Origin of the sequence: Citrobacter sp. R-1.5.2 (genome assembly GCF_035064245.1) — a bacterium.
Classification (GTDB): Bacteria; Pseudomonadota; Gammaproteobacteria; order Enterobacterales; family Enterobacteriaceae; genus Citrobacter.
The window spans coordinates 100,040-114,857 of sequence record NZ_JASEYC010000011.1; the positions used below are offsets into that span (position 1 = coordinate 100,040).

The window sequence follows — 14,818 nt, forward strand, 5'->3', positions numbered from 1 at the left end:
TCGTTAATTTCGTAGGCCGGATAAGCGTAGCGCCATCCGGCATGCAATCAGATAAGCTCCAGCGCCAGTAGCTCTTCAATGGTCTGGCGACGACGAATCAGTCGCGCCACGCCGTTATCAAACAGCACTTCCGGTAGCAGCGGGCGGCTATTGTAGTTCGACGACATCGATGCGCCATACGCACCGGTATCATGCAATACCAGGTAATCTCCCGGCACTACCGCAGGTAATAGACGGGTTTCGACTTTGCCACCTTCCTGTTGGGTAAAAACATCGCCCGATTCGCACAGTGGACCGGCAACCACCGTCTCAATCTGCGCCGCATTATCCAGCGAGCGGCCATCCCCGGCCAGTGCGGAGATATGGTGATAGCTACCGTACATTGCTGGCCGCATCAGATCGTTGAAGCCAGCGTCGATCAACACGAAGTGACGACTGCCCATCTCTTTCACACTGCGCACCTGCGCCACCAGAACACCCGCTTCCGCCACCAGAAAGCGTCCTGGCTCGATCTCAAGCTTCACCGGATGCCCCAGATGTTTGGCTATTTGATCGCGTGCCGCGCTCCACAAACCAAAGTAGTGATCGGTGTTGATCGCCTCTTCTCCTTCGCGATACGGGATCGACAAACCTCCGCCCGCAGATATAGCGTCCAGATCCTGACCTAATTCAACAACCTGACGCACCATCGCGCCACACACTTGCTCCAGATGGCCGTAATCCACACCGGAACCTATATGCATGTGAATGCCCACCAGTTTCAGCTGATAACGCTGAATCACCTCCAGTGCTGCCGGAAGGTCGCTATACCAGATACCGTGCTTGCTGTTCTCGCCGCCGGTATTGGTTTTCTGGCTATGCCCGTGACCAAAACCTGGGTTGACGCGTAGCCATACACGATGCCCTGGCGAAACCTGGCCCAGCTGTTCCAGCATATCAACCGACCCGGCGTTTACAGGAATACGTAGCTCATGCACCCGGGCCAGCGTCGCCTGGTCAATCATATCGGCGGTAAAGACGATTTCATCATTCTCCGGCACAAAACCTGCCGCCAACGCACGCTCAATCTCACCCAGCGAGACTGAATCCACCTTCACGCCCTGCTCACGCATCAGACGCAAAATATGGATATTCGAGCAGGCCTTTTGGGCAAAACGCACCACATCAAACTGACTCAGTTTGGCTATCTGCGCGCGGATAATCTGCGCATCGTAAACCCATACCGGACAGCCGAATTCGGCGGGCAGACGCAGCAGGTTATCTGCGGTCAGGTCAGTATCAGTGCTGTTGAGTGGGCGTGGCATGGTGTGCTCCGGTATTGGCTTTTTTATGATTACGCCACAGCACGAAGAGAATAAAAAATATCGTTTTATCGCGAGTCTATGCAAAAATGATATGGGATGTTTATTTGAGGATCGACAATGCCCGCCGTTAACTTACGCCACATTGAAATTTTTCACGCCATTATGACAGCAGGCAACCTGACGGAAGCCGCACGGATGCTGCATACGTCGCAGCCTACCGTCAGTCGCGAGCTGGCAAGATTTGAAAAAGTTCTGGGGTTAACACTGTTCGAACGTACGCGAGGTCGGCTGCATCCTACAGTGCAAGGTCTACGCCTGTTTGAAGAGGTGCAGCGATCCTGGTATGGCCTGGATCGGATCGTCAGCGCCGCCGAAAGCCTGCGTGAATTTCGTCAGGGTGAACTGTCGATTGTCTGTCTGCCAGTGTTCTCACAGTCCTTTTTACCTCCGTTGCTACACCCCTTCCTCACCCGCTACCCGCAGGTTAACATTCAGATTGTGCCGCAGGAGTCACCGCTGCTGGAAGAGTGGCTATCAGCACAACGTCACGATCTCGGGTTAACTGAGACCCTGCATACCCCCGCTGGGACTAAACGCACTGAGTTACTGTCGCTGGATGAAGTGTGCGTGCTGCCGCAGGGACATCCGCTAACTGGGAAAGCAGTATTAACACCGCAAGATTTTCAGGGGGAAAACTATATCAGCCTGTCGCGCACCGACAGCTATCGCCAGTTGCTGGATACCCTGTTTAATGATCATCAGGTCAAGCGCCGAATGGTCATAGAAACGCACAGTGCCGCATCAATTTGTGCGATGGTGCGTGCCGGCGTGGGGATCTCAGTAGTGAACCCGCTGACCGCACTGGATTACGCAGGCAGCGGGATTGCCATCCGGCGTTTTAGTGTTTCAGTACCTTTTACCGTCAGCCTGATTCATCCACTGCATCGCCCGGCATCCGCGCTGGTTGATGCTTTTACGGCACATCTACAGGACCATCTCCACCGGCTTACCGATCCACTGGATGCTATTTTGCAGTCTCAGGTGAAAGCATAAACGTCACAGCATCCTGCGCATGGATCGCCGCGGTATCGAAGACCGGCAACGGGCTCATTTCAGTGGGAACCAGCAGGCCAATTTCGGTGCAGCCGAAGATCACCCCTTGTGCACCCTGACGAGCCAGTCGCTCAATCACGCTCAGGTAATAATCGCGGGACGTTTCGCTAAATTCACCAAGGCACAGTTCCTCGAAAATAATCTGGTTTATTTTCTGTCGGTCATCAGCGTCAGGGATTAGCGTGCTAATGCCAAATTCCGTCTGTAAACGCCCACGATAGAAATCCTGTTCCATGGTGTAACGCGTGCCCAACAGCGCAACGTTACTCATCTTCTGCTGTTGTATGGCCCGCCCTGTTGCATCGGCAATGTGCAAAAACGGGACATCGCAGGCCGTTTCAATGGCCTCGGCCACTTTATGCATGGTGTTGGTACACAGCACAATCCCTTCAGCACCCGCTTGCTGTAACCCCACCGCAGCCTGCGCCAGGATCTCCCCTGCCCGCTGCCAGTCACCGTTCGACTGACAGGCTTCAATCTCATGGAAATCGACGCTGTGCAGCAGAATTTTCGCAGAATGCAGACCGCCCAGACTCTGCTTAACCCCTTCATTAATCAGACGATAATAGGGAATAGTGGATTCCCAGCTCATTCCGCCTAACAGACCGATCGTTTTCATCATTTGCCCTTATTCGTGGTTGTCCTCCCAGTGAACCAAAGATGTGATCAACTTTCCACATCTGTCGGCGCACATTTCCTTTTTTTATTTTCTGATATAAATTTAATGAAATAATGTTTCATTTTATTGCGAGAATACCGAATGTTTATTTTTCATAAAGAAACCACGCTTGAAGATCTGGGTAACGGCGTTACCCGGCGTATTCTGGCTCACGATGGCAAAATGATGGCAGTGGAAGTGAATTTCGAGCAGGGCGCAGTTGGCCCGATGCACCACCACCCGCATGAACAACTCACGTACGTTTTATCGGGTGAGTTTGAATTTACGATTGGGGAAGAAAAGCATGTCGTCAGTGCAGGAGACACCCTGTACAAGCAACCCAATATCATGCACGGCTGCGTCTGTTTAAAGCCGGGGACATTGCTTGATACCTTCACGCCCATACGCGAAGATTTTCTGCACGGGTAATTTCGCTGTTCTCAAGCCGTGCTACTGAACGGTTTGAGAACACGCTAAAATGCGTACTCAGTTCCCTAAAAATGAATGCGTTACAAGGTGGGGCATTTTCCTTCGATACCAGCTCGCATAAGCGTTAATCACCCAATGCGCCTCGCCATGTGGGCGATTACAGTCACGTTATCTTAATTAACGGTGACGGATCGCCATGACAAAAATGACAACAGCCACTCCACATGACGCAGTCTTCAAACAGTTCTTGTACCATCCCGATACCGCAAGAGATTTTCTGGATATCTATCTTCCATCAACCTTGCGGGAGCTATGTGATCTGCAAACGCTAAAACTGGAATCAGGCAGTTTTATTGAGGATAGCCTGCGAGCCAGCTACTCCGACGTGCTGTGGTCATTAAAAACAAACGAAGGCGATGGGTATATCTATGTTGTTATCGAGCATCAGAGTTCGCCAGACGCTCACATGGCATTTCGGCTGATGCGCTATGCCATGGCTGCAATGCAACGCCATTTGGATGCTGGCCATAAAACATTACCTTTGGTGATACCGATGTTGTTTTATCATGGCGCTCTCAGCCCCTACCCCTTTTCACTCTGCTGGCTGGATGAGTTTGACGATCCCGCACTGGCACGACAGCTTTACTCAGCAACATTTCCGCTGGTGGATATCACAGTAATACCCGATGACGAAATTATGCAACATCGCCGTATAGCACTGCTGGAATTGATGCAAAAACATATCCGCAAGCGTGATTTAATGGGGTTAGTGGAGCAACTGGTCTCGTTGCTGGCTACGGGATACGCTAATGACAGCCAGCTCAAAACGCTATTTAATTACATGATGCAGTTTGGAAATACGCCTCACGTTGATAAATTTATCCGTGAGGTTGCCCATCGGGTACCACAGCAAAAGGAACGTCTGATGACTATCGCGGAAGTCTTGCAACAGGAAGCCAAACAACAAGAGGCATTACGCATTGCCCAGATGATGTTAGCGAATGGTATTAGTCATGAAATTATACTAAAGATAACCGGGCTGTCTGCTAAGGATCTCCTCGTCAGGCAGGCGGCTCCACATTGAAATAGGTAGCAATGGAAGCCCGATAATCAATTGATCTATCGGGCTTCCTGCTCACTTACACCCCAATATCTCTTAGTTTCTCGCCAGCCATCAGCTTGCGCTCGATGTGTTCCAGCGTGACGTTTTTGGTTTCAGGAATAAGCCAGAATGTAATACCGATAAAGACGACGTTCAGTGCGGTATAAAGCCAGAACGTACCCGCGGCGCCAATACTGTCGAGCAACGTCAGGAAGGTTGCGCCGATAATCATGTTCGACACCCAGTTCGTGGTGGTGGAACAGGTGATGCCAAAATCGCGACATTTCAGCGGCTGAATCTCAGAACACAGGATCCACACCACCGGTGCGGCGCTCATTGCATAACCGGCGATACACATCATGGTCATGCCGACTGACAGCCAGGAAAGCCCACTGGATGCGGTGCCGTTATCAAACTGCATCAGGCAATAGCCGAGGACCAGGGTCCCAATGGCCATCACGCTGAAACCAATTTTCAGCGCCGGTTTGCGCCCGGCTTTATCTACTGTAAAAACAGCAATAAAAGTCGCGAACATAAAGGTTAAGCCTACAACCAACGTCGCAATCATCTGCTGTTCAGTGGTGGTAAAACCGGCCATTTTAAAAATGCGCGGCGCGTAGTACATAATGATGTTCATCCCGGTGAACTGCTGCATTGCCTGCAACAACATCCCGAGGAAAACCGCGCGCCGTACGTTACGGTTAATTTTAAACAGTGCCCAACCGCCCTGCTTCAGCTTCAGGCTTTCACGAATTTCGTTCAGCTCATCACGGGCCTTTTCTGAGGTATCACGCAACATGCGTAATACTTCTTCTGCTTCAATATGGCGACCTTTCTCTGCCAGCCAGCGCGGGCTGTTAGGCAGGAAAACGACCAGAACAATCAGCAATACTGCCGGGAGCGCCAATACGCCCAGCATAGCGCGCCAGTTACCGCTGTAGCTAAACGCGGTATCGGATAAAAAGGCCAGCACAATGCCCAACGTAACCATCAGTTGATACATACTGATCATCTTGCCACGCACATTCTCACTGGCCATTTCAGACAAGTAGAGTGGCGCAGTGTAGGAGGCGATACCTACGGCAACGCCCAGTACCACGCGGGCAACAATGAGCATTTCCACGCTGGAAGCCAATGCCGACCCCAGGGAACCCACGACAAACAGGATCGCCCCGGCCATCAGGCTGTATTTGCGCCCCAGTCGGAATGACAACCAGCCGTTAAACAGCGCACCAATTGCCGCACCCAGCATCATACTGCTCACCACCCACTCCTGCAGACGGCTGGTCAATACAAAGTGATCGGTGATAAAAGGCAACGCGCCGGCAATTACGCCGATATCGAGACCAAATAACAACCCTGCGACAGCCGCAGAAATAGAGACAAACAAGTTCATACGTCGCGTATCGCGCTGCGTACGCGGTGTTAAAGCAGCTTCATGATTAATTGAGACCATTTTTTCCTGCCAGATACAGAGTAAGCCATGTCGATGAAAGTAAGGGATCCCTTGCAGGAAGCGTCAGGCGGGAAACGGCAAAAACATGGATGAAATTGCTGCACCACATCGTTATGTGATGGATATTCCAATTTTAAAATTTACCGCTAATTACTCAATTAAATTTAATACACTGATATTAAAGAGTATTAATTATTACCAATCCATACATATATAATTATGTATGGATTAATTTATAAACAGAATATGGATTAAAATAACTTAAAACCAAAAAAAACCCTGCCATTGGCAGGGTTTGTTGATGCTGGACGATAAATTAACGCGCCAGCCAGCCACCGTCGACCGCAACGGTATAACCGTTAATGTAGTCAGATGCGCTGGAGGCCAGGAACACAACAGGCCCCATCAGATCGCTTGGCAGACCCCAACGGCCCGCCGGGATACGATCGAGAATTTCGGCGCTACGCTGCTCATCGGCACGCAGCTGCTGTGTGTTGTTGGTCGCCATGTAACCCGGCGCGATCGCGTTCACGTTGATGTTATGTTTTGCCCACTCGTTGGCCATCAGACGCGTCACGCCCATTACGCCGCTTTTAGACGCGGTGTAAGACGGAACGCGGATACCGCCCTGGAAGGAGAGCATAGAGGCGATATTAATAATTTTACCGCCGTTACCCTGGGCAATGAAGTGCTTCGCCGCCGCCTGAGACATGAAGAACACGCTCTTAATGTTCAGGTTCATCACGTCGTCCCAGTCTTTTTCGCTGAAGTCGATAGCATCTTCACGACGGATAAGACCGGCGTTGTTCACCAGAATGTCGATATGACCGAATTCTGCAACCGCACGCTCCAGCAGTGCCGGAATACCATCAATCTGACGCAGATCGGCGGTCAGGCTTAAAAAACGGCGGCCCAGTGCGGTAACACGTTCGATGGTTTCAGTCGGCTCAACAATGTTGATACCCACGATATCACAACCCGCTTCCGCCAGACCCAGTGCCATCCCCTGACCCAAACCGGTGTCACAACCCGTCACAACGGCGACTTTACCTTCAAGAGAGAATGCATTCAAAATCATTGTAAATCCTTATTTTTTATAATGCCCGTCACAGACAGGCTGAGTAGCCGCCCGCGACTAGCGCAGATCTTTGACTGCAACGTGGTCCATATCATCAAAGACCTGATTTTCGCCAACCATACCCCAGATGAAGGTATAGGCTTTCGTACCAACGCCAGAATGGATAGACCAGCTAGGGGAAATTACCGCCTGCTCATTGTGCATGACGATATGACGCGTTTCCTGAGGCTGCCCCATCATGTGGAAGACACAGGTGTCTTCTTCCATATTGAAGTAGAAATAGACTTCCATACGGCGTTCATGGGTATGGCACGGCATGGTGTTCCACAGGTTGCCTGGCGCCAGTTCGGTCAAGCCCATGCTCAGTTGGCAGGTTTCCAGTACGTCCGGCACAAAATACTTGTTGATGGTACGGCGGTTACTCGTGAGATCATCACCCAACGTCACTGGCGCAACGTCGGCTGGGGTCACTTTTTTGGTTGGATAAGTCATGTGTGCCGGCGCGCAGTTATAATAGAACTTGGCGGGTTTTGCAGGGTCAATGCTTGCAAAAACAACTTCTTTTGCCCCTTTACCGACATACAGCGCATCGCGATGACCAATTTCATAGCACTGGCCGTCAACAGTAATCGTGCCCGGCCCACCGATGTTGATCACGCCTAACTCACGACGCTCCAGGAAGTAGGTTACGCCCAGTTGCTTACCCACTTCGCCACCCACGGATACGGTTTTTCCCACTGGCATAATGCCGCCAACAATAATGCGGTCAATGTGGCTGTAGACCATGGTGTATTCGTCAGCAACAAACACTTCTTCTACCAAAAACTCATTACGCAGCGCCTGGGTATCCAGGGTTTTAGCATGCGCACTATGGATGCTTTGTCTTACGTCCACATTTACCTCCAGTGATAAATTGACCGTGAATTCTTGAGCGATAGCAAAACGCCGTTCCGTTTTACCTAATGCGTTCATGATATCCCTCCCCGAACGGGTTTTCAATTATAACTAAAACGATGTTTCACTTTTTCCGCATCTTATTATCAAAAGTGTAATTGCGATCACGCTAGCCTGGGTAAACTACGAAAGCAGCACCAAAGACAATAAATAAAACACAAACAAAACAGTTAGTTATAAAGATACAACAAAGAGTAGGTAATAAGAGGGACAAGTAGCGTTGTGAAAAAACAGCCCTGCTGAAGAGGAATTCACACACCTTTTCTTACAAAGTGCGTTGTGAATCACACGAAATGAAACGACGTTTTGATAAGTTAACGTTGTTTTAGAGTGGATGTTTCTGTAACTGGCCTTGCCCTCCTTGTGGAGGGCTTTTTTACATGAACCGGAACTGCGCGGTGGTGGTGTATCTGATAGGGGATTTTAAAGAGTTAATCACGTTCGATGGCAAGGGCGACACCCTGGCCACCACCAATACATAACGTTGCCAGCCCTTTATGCGCACGGCGTTTAACCATCTCGTGGACCAACGACACCAGAATACGGCAACCAGAGGCACCAATTGGGTGGCCGAGCGCAATGGCCCCACCGTTCACATTTACCCGACGCTCGTCCCATTCCAGCATTTTCCCAACGGATAATGCCTGCGCAGCGAATGCTTCATTGGCTTCAATCAAATCGACATCCGCCAGTTGCCAGCCGACGCGCTCAAGGCAGCGACGCGTCGCGTACACTGGCGCAATCCCCATGAGTGCGGGGTCAACGCCGACACTGGCAAAAGCGCGAATACGGGCCAGTACCGGTAAATTCAACGCCTGCGCTTTGGACTCGCTCATCATCATCACGGCGGCAGCACCATCGTTTATCGATGACGCATTACCCGCCGTTACCGAACCAAGCCTGTCAAAAGTAGGGTCCAGACGCGCCAGTCCTTCGGCGCTGGCATCGGTGCGCGGTTGCTCATCGGTATCCACCACAAAGGATTGCCCATTACGCTGGGTCACCACCGGCACGATTTCATCTTTAAAACGTCCGGCATCAATCGCCATACGCGCTTTGTGCTGAGAACTCAGCGCATAGGCGTCCTGTAATTCGCGGCTGATACCATATTCCCGTGCCAGATTTTCAGCGGTAACGCCCATATGGTAGTCATTGAAAGCATCCCACAGTCCATCATGAACCAGGCTGTCGACCAGTTGACTGTTACCCAGTTGCGCGCCAGTTCGGCTGTCGGTGAGGACGTGCGGTGCGCGACTCATGTTCTCTTGCCCGCCGGCTATCACGATATCAGCTTCACCACACTGGATAGCCTGAGTCGCCAGGTGCAGCGCTTTCAAACCTGAACCACACACATCATTAATGGTAATAGCGGAAACGGTATTGGGTAATCCACCATTGATAGCAGACTGGCGCGCCGGGTTCTGTCCGGCCCCTGCAGTGAGGACCTGACCAAGGATCACCTCATCAACGGCGTGAACATCCACGCCAGTGTGTTCCAGTAATGCCCTGACCACCATGCTTCCGAGTTCAACGGCAGAGTGGCGCGCCAGCGTTCCCTGGAAGCAGCCAATCGGTGTCCTTAACGCCCCCACTATCACAACCTCTTTCATCACCACCTCAGCGCAAAATAACATCGCAATAGTAGATGATTGTTAAAGATAGTTATCGTAGTTGTTTAAAAATGGTGATTTTTATCACAAAGGAAATAGGTATCATTTATTCGTCATCGCGACGCCACTTTGCTGCAAATGGTCACGTAACCAGCTTCCCGCTACCCCCGGAGGGGATTTCTTATTCCATAACAGATCGATTGAGATAGCTTTTGGCCAACCCGGTATCTTCAACTGAACCAGTGGTTTTTCTGCCGCAAACTCTTCCACCAGCGCGCAAGGTAGTGCGCACCAGCCAAATCCCTGTACCGCCATACTCAGCAACAACAGATAGTTGGGAGCAGACCAGACAGGGCCACGTGCGACGTTGGTCCCACTTTCCAGATAAGTATTCAGACGCAGTTCGCGCCAGGTGTGGAGCTGCTCCCATTGCAGATTTTTTAGCGTTGCCAGCGGATGCGTGGCCGCAACGTACAGTCCCATCCAGGTTTGCATCGGCAAACGCGTGACGCCCATATCTGTCGGATAATTTTCTCGCGCTTCGATCAGCCCAACCTGCGCACGTCCTTTTTGCAGCAGATCGATCACATCGTCATCTTCACCAATCAGACATTCAAATTCTGTGTGGGGGAACTTGCGGTCAAACTGCACCATTAATTCTTCCAGCACATCCGGATGCAGCGTGTCCGAAAGCACAAAGGTCAGACGCGCTTCGGTATCCCCCGACAGCGAAATCGCCGCTTCATCCAGACGCTCGCTGGCTGACAAAATCGCCTGTACGTAGCCAAGCACCCGCTTGCCTTGTTCGGTAAGCGTTGGCTGACGTGACGAACGGTCAAACAGCGCAAAGCCAAGATCGGCCTCCAGATGTGCAATCGCCGTGCTGATGGTGGACTGGCTTTTACGTAGCCGCCGGGCCGCCGCAGAAAATGAACCGCAGGACACCGTCTCAACAAATGCCGTTAATGCTTCAGGAGAGTAACGCATGAACTATCTACTTTATCGATGGATACTATCTTTTAGATATCACATAAAACGATAAAATTACCACCATTCCGTTATCCGGGCATCAAAGAAGGTTTGTAGGTTATGCAACACGATACTGTCCAACGTCGCTCGTTAGTGGAGCGCATTTTTCATGCTGTCTGTTTTGAAGGCATTGCGACCGCGATTCTCGCACCAACCACCGCATGGTTGATGCAGCGCTCGGTACTGGAAATGGGCGGGCTGACCATTCTGCTGGCAACGACAGCAATGATCTGGAATATCATTTATAACGCCCTGTTTGACCGCTTTTGGCCATCACACCTGGTAAAACGTACGGCGAAAGTCCGCGCATTTCACGCCTTAGGCTTCGAGAGTGGTTTTATCGTCATCGGGGTCAGCATCGTGGCGTATGTACTGAACGTTAGCCTGCTTCAGGCATTCACGCTGGAAATAGGTTTCTTCCTGTTCTTCCTGCCATACACCATGTTCTATAACTGGGCTTATGACACATTACGCGAGCGCGTAATGAAGCGTCGTCAGCTGCGCGTTACTGCCTGATAATTCAAAGAATAGTCGGAATTTTCTCAATTCCGGCTATTCATCCATTCACCAGCCCACTTGTTCACACCTCCCCCAGCCCCTCTCATTTGTGGTAAATTGCGCTTCTTTTTGTTTATTTTATAGTTGATACGTTCAAATAATGTCGAAATTTTGGTCAAAAGAAGAGACTCTCTGGAGCTTCGCACTATATGGGACTGCCGTCGGCGCAGGAACCCTCTTCCTTCCCATACAGCTGGGTTCTGCAGGCGCGGTGGTACTTTTTATCACCGCACTCGTCGCCTGGCCTTTAACCTACTGGCCGCACAAGGCGCTATGCCAGTTTATCCTGTCATCAAAAACCTCTGCAGGTGAAGGGATCACCGGTGCAGTCACCCACTACTATGGCAAGAAGATAGGCAGCCTGATCACTACGCTTTATTTTATTGCCTTCTTTGTGGTGGTGCTGATCTACGCTGTCGCGATCACCAATTCACTCACCGAACAGTTGGCAAAACATATCACGATTGATCTACGCGTTCGTATGCTGGTAAGTCTCGGCGTGGTGCTGGTGCTGAATTTAATTTTCCTGATGGGTCGCCAGGCCACCATCCGGGTGATGGGCTTTCTGGTATTCCCACTGATCGCGTACTTTCTGTTTCTCTCGCTGTACCTGACCGGAAGCTGGCAGCCGACGCTACTCACCGGCCAGATGTCTTTCGATCAGCACACGCTGCATCAGGTATGGATCTCGATCCCCGTGATGGTTTTCGCTTTTAGCCATACGCCCATTATTTCCACGTTTGCCATCGACAGACGCGAGAAATACGGCGAGCAGGCCATGGGTAAATGCAAAAAAATCATGAAGGTCGCCTACGTCATCATCTGCCTGAGCGTACTGTTTTTCGTCTTTAGCTGTCTGCTTTCTATCCCGGCAAACTACATTGAAGATGCCAAACATGAGGGTGTAACCATCCTTTCGGCGCTGTCGATGATGCCCAACGCACCGGCATGGCTGTCGATTTCCGGGATTATCGTTGCCGTGGTGGCGATGTCCAAATCGTTCCTCGGCACCTACTTTGGCGTGATTGAAGGGGCGACAGAAGTCGTAAAAACGTCACTACATCAGGTAGGCGTGAAGAAAAGCCGGGCCTTTAACCGCGCCCTGTCCATTATGTTGGTTTCGGCCATTACTTTTATCATTTGCTGCATTAACCCTAATGCCATTTCAATGATTTACGCGATCAGTGGCCCGCTCATCGCCATGATTTTGTTTATCATGCCGACTTTATCGACCTATCTGATCCCGGCGCTGAAGCCGTATCGTTCAGTGGGGAACCTGATCACCCTGATTGTCGGTCTGTTGTGCGTATCGGTGATGTTTTTTGGCTAAATGACGTTATCAACGGCTCATTCTCCTGAACGGGGGGCAATGTCGTTCAGCTAACGACCCAGTTTCAGAAAGTATCAACCTGTGTTGGCGGAAGTAATGAACATGCTATCTCAGAGAAAAGGTTCCGTTCACTCATGTTCATCGCGTCTCTGAAGCACCGATTCATGTGAACGTGCAAGGGAGGCTCACCGCCGCCTCCCTTGCATCCCTGGCTCCCGGCACGGAAAATCGTCGCTGCGCGATTATTCGCCCCATCCCTGGGGCTCACCCCTTCGGGGCCATCGCAAGCGCTGTTCAAAATTGCTCCGGCAATTTTGTCATTCGTCTTATGCCGTCTGCCTGTCGGGTCGGGGCCGAGCCTGCGTCCCTGCAGGCCGTCCCCTCTGCCCGCATCCCTGCGGGCAGCCCCGGTCAGCCGTCAACGCCTTATCGATTTTCAGTCGGATATGGGCCATCGCTTCAACTCTCTGATTTTCAGTTAAATCTGTTTTGCTGTTCAGATATATTCAAATAAAAATACAGATGGTCAGGCGTGGCTGGTCCGGCTGAAAATTGCCGACGTGTTTCCGTAAGGCCGGGAGAGCCAGCATGGATGCTGGCTCAGGGCGCGCTTTGCAGGGACGCTACCTCGCGCCCGGCCCGATAGCCTGGAGGAATAAGCGGAGGGTATTGCGCAGCAACAATTTTCCCGCCGGGAGCCGGGATTGTAAAGGGCGTGGCGGAAAACGCCCTTTACACGTTCACGGGTATCGGTGCTTCAGATAAATGACACTGCTGAGGTGAACGGAACCCTGAACAAGAATCACATGTTCACCCGACATGCTTAGCTGGACGGTATTGAACGTGGATGAGCCGCACCCCGCCTTACTTGATGTAAGAATCCAATACCTTCAGGACCACATCCAAATCCTCTTCACGCTTTATTTCATCGCCCTGATGCACAATATGCTCGGTCAGATGGCCTTTAATCACCTCACGCATTAATCCGTTTACCGCACCGCGGATCGCCGCAATTTGCTGTAACACAGCCGCGCATTCATGCGGTTCATCAAGCATGGTTTTCAACGCCACTACCTGGCCCTGAATCTTACTGGCACGGGCTTTGAGCTTTTGTTTGTCGCGGATCGTATGTGACATAGCATTACCTTAATTAACGTAAATCCGTAGCGACAATACCATCGACATTCTACTGGGGGGTAGTATTTGATACTGGGGGGGAGTAGAATCAAGCAAAATTAGACAACTAAGAATCATTCTCATGGGTGAATTTTCTACGCTTCTTCAGCAAGGCAACGCCTGGTTCTTCATTCCCAGTGCAATTTTATTGGGGGTGTTACACGGCCTGGAACCGGGACATTCAAAGACAATGATGGCGGCGTTTATTATCGCCATAAAGGGGACTATCAAGCAGGCAGTGATGCTGGGGCTGGCGGCTACCCTGTCGCATACGGCCATAGTATGGTTGATTGCACTCGGCGGAATGTATATCAGCAAAGCGTTCACGGCCCAGGCCGTTGAACCCTGGCTACAATTTGTCTCTGCGATCATTATTTTGGGCACTGCATTCTGGATGTTCTGGCGGACCTGGCAAGGCGAGCAGAACTGGCTGACTCAGACACATCACGACCATCATCATGATCATGACCATGGCCACGCTCACCACCATCATCACGAACATGACCACGATCACGATCACCACCATCATCACGAACATGACCACGATCATAACCATGCCGCGTTGGCAGGGCTGAGCGAGGGTTCGAAAGAGTATCAGGATGCGCACGAACGCGCACATGCCAACGATATCCAGCGCCGTTTTCAGGGTAAAGAGGTGACCAACGGGCAAATTTTACTGTTTGGTCTGACCGGTGGCCTGATCCCGTGTCCTGCGGCTATTACCGTCTTACTGATTTGTATCCAGCTCAAAGCCTTTACGCTGGGGGCAACGATGGTACTGTGCTTTAGCCTCGGACTGGCGATAACGCTGGTAACGGTAGGGGTTGGCGCGGCGATCAGCGTACAACAGGCGGCGAAGCGCTGGAGCGGATTTAACACACTGGCGCGTAAAGCGCCCTATTTTTCCAGCGCACTCATCGGCATGGTCGGACTCTACATGGGGATTCACGGCTATCTGGGGATCGTCGGTTAACAGCCAACAGAGGGAAACGCGCAGCAACCTGTGCCGCTGCGCGTGTAG

14 protein-coding genes are annotated in these 14,818 nt (G+C 51.3%); 6 read left to right on the forward strand and 8 right to left on the reverse strand.

The window, feature by feature from the left end; translation table 11 throughout:
• Positions 1–47: 47 nt before the first annotated feature.
• On the reverse strand, positions 48–1,304 hold the full coding sequence (lysA, locus tag QMN38_RS18490; protein WP_271454839.1) for a diaminopimelate decarboxylase: 1,257 nt from the start codon (positions 1,302–1,304) through the stop codon (positions 48–50).
• Positions 1,305–1,421: 117 nt separating this feature from the next.
• On the opposite strand from lysA, the gene QMN38_RS18495 reads away from it, so the two are divergent.
• On the forward strand, positions 1,422–2,357 hold the full coding sequence (locus QMN38_RS18495; RefSeq protein WP_271441075.1) for a LysR family transcriptional regulator: 936 nt from the start codon (positions 1,422–1,424) through the stop codon (positions 2,355–2,357).
• Here the strand turns inward: QMN38_RS18495 and QMN38_RS18500 are convergent.
• Positions 2,329–3,036: an aspartate/glutamate racemase gene (locus QMN38_RS18500; protein ID WP_271456191.1), complete on the reverse strand. Its 708-nt coding sequence runs from the start codon at positions 3,034–3,036 to the stop codon at positions 2,329–2,331. The two genes, QMN38_RS18495 and QMN38_RS18500, sit on opposite strands and share 29 nt — an antisense overlap.
• 141 nt (positions 3,037–3,177) lie before the next feature.
• Here QMN38_RS18500 and QMN38_RS18505 point away from each other — a divergent pair, with 141 nt between their 5' ends.
• Both QMN38_RS18505 and QMN38_RS18510 read left to right on the forward strand, forming a co-directional pair.
• Positions 3,178–3,504 (forward strand): cupin domain-containing protein, encoded by a 327-nt coding sequence (locus QMN38_RS18505; protein WP_323605569.1) that lies wholly within the window; start codon positions 3,178–3,180, stop codon positions 3,502–3,504.
• 196 nt (positions 3,505–3,700) lie between these two features.
• Positions 3,701–4,588 (forward strand): Rpn family recombination-promoting nuclease/putative transposase, encoded by an 888-nt coding sequence (locus tag QMN38_RS18510; RefSeq protein WP_323605570.1) that lies wholly within the window; start codon positions 3,701–3,703, stop codon positions 4,586–4,588.
• A gap of 55 nt (positions 4,589–4,643) precedes the next feature.
• Here the strand turns inward: QMN38_RS18510 and araE are convergent, their stop codons facing one another.
• The 5 genes from araE to QMN38_RS18535 all read right to left on the reverse strand — a co-directional run bounded on the left by araE (position 4,644) and on the right by QMN38_RS18535 (position 10,691).
• On the reverse strand, positions 4,644–6,062 hold the full coding sequence (araE, locus tag QMN38_RS18515; RefSeq protein WP_202037846.1) for an arabinose-proton symporter AraE: 1,419 nt from the start codon (positions 6,060–6,062) through the stop codon (positions 4,644–4,646).
• Between the two features lie 316 nt (positions 6,063–6,378).
• Positions 6,379–7,140, reverse strand: a complete 762-nt coding sequence (kduD, locus tag QMN38_RS18520; protein WP_005123393.1) for a 2-dehydro-3-deoxy-D-gluconate 5-dehydrogenase KduD — start codon at positions 7,138–7,140, stop codon at positions 6,379–6,381.
• A 57-nt stretch (positions 7,141–7,197) separates the two neighbouring features.
• Positions 7,198–8,034: a 5-dehydro-4-deoxy-D-glucuronate isomerase gene (gene kduI / locus QMN38_RS18525; protein ID WP_005123391.1), complete on the reverse strand. Its 837-nt coding sequence runs from the start codon at positions 8,032–8,034 to the stop codon at positions 7,198–7,200.
• A 491-nt stretch (positions 8,035–8,525) separates the two neighbouring features.
• The gene (locus QMN38_RS18530; protein ID WP_323605571.1) at positions 8,526–9,704 is read right to left on the reverse strand and encodes an acetyl-CoA C-acetyltransferase; all 1,179 of its coding nucleotides are present in this window, start codon (positions 9,702–9,704) and stop codon (positions 8,526–8,528) included.
• Between the two features lie 102 nt (positions 9,705–9,806).
• Entirely contained in the window at positions 9,807–10,691 is an 885-nt protein-coding gene (locus QMN38_RS18535; protein WP_271449908.1) for a LysR family transcriptional regulator, read from the reverse strand.
• Between the two features lie 102 nt (positions 10,692–10,793).
• On the opposite strand from QMN38_RS18535, the gene QMN38_RS18540 reads away from it, so the two are divergent.
• Both QMN38_RS18540 and QMN38_RS18545 read left to right on the forward strand, forming a co-directional pair.
• Positions 10,794–11,249 (forward strand): multidrug/biocide efflux PACE transporter, encoded by a 456-nt coding sequence (locus QMN38_RS18540; RefSeq protein WP_271454694.1) that lies wholly within the window; start codon positions 10,794–10,796, stop codon positions 11,247–11,249.
• Positions 11,250–11,391: 142 nt separating this feature from the next.
• The gene (locus QMN38_RS18545) at positions 11,392–12,621 is read left to right on the forward strand and encodes an amino acid permease (protein ID WP_137382681.1); all 1,230 of its coding nucleotides are present in this window, start codon (positions 11,392–11,394) and stop codon (positions 12,619–12,621) included.
• 864 nt (positions 12,622–13,485) lie between these two features.
• On the opposite strand, the gene rcnR is transcribed toward QMN38_RS18545, so the two are convergent.
• Positions 13,486–13,758: a Ni(II)/Co(II)-binding transcriptional repressor RcnR gene (gene rcnR, locus QMN38_RS18550; protein WP_005123385.1), complete on the reverse strand. Its 273-nt coding sequence runs from the start codon at positions 13,756–13,758 to the stop codon at positions 13,486–13,488.
• A 121-nt stretch (positions 13,759–13,879) separates the two neighbouring features.
• Between rcnR and QMN38_RS18555 the strand changes: the two genes are divergently transcribed.
• On the forward strand, positions 13,880–14,770 hold the full coding sequence (locus QMN38_RS18555) for a nickel/cobalt efflux protein RcnA (RefSeq protein WP_323605573.1): 891 nt from the start codon (positions 13,880–13,882) through the stop codon (positions 14,768–14,770).
• The last annotated feature ends 48 nt before the right edge of the window (positions 14,771–14,818 follow it).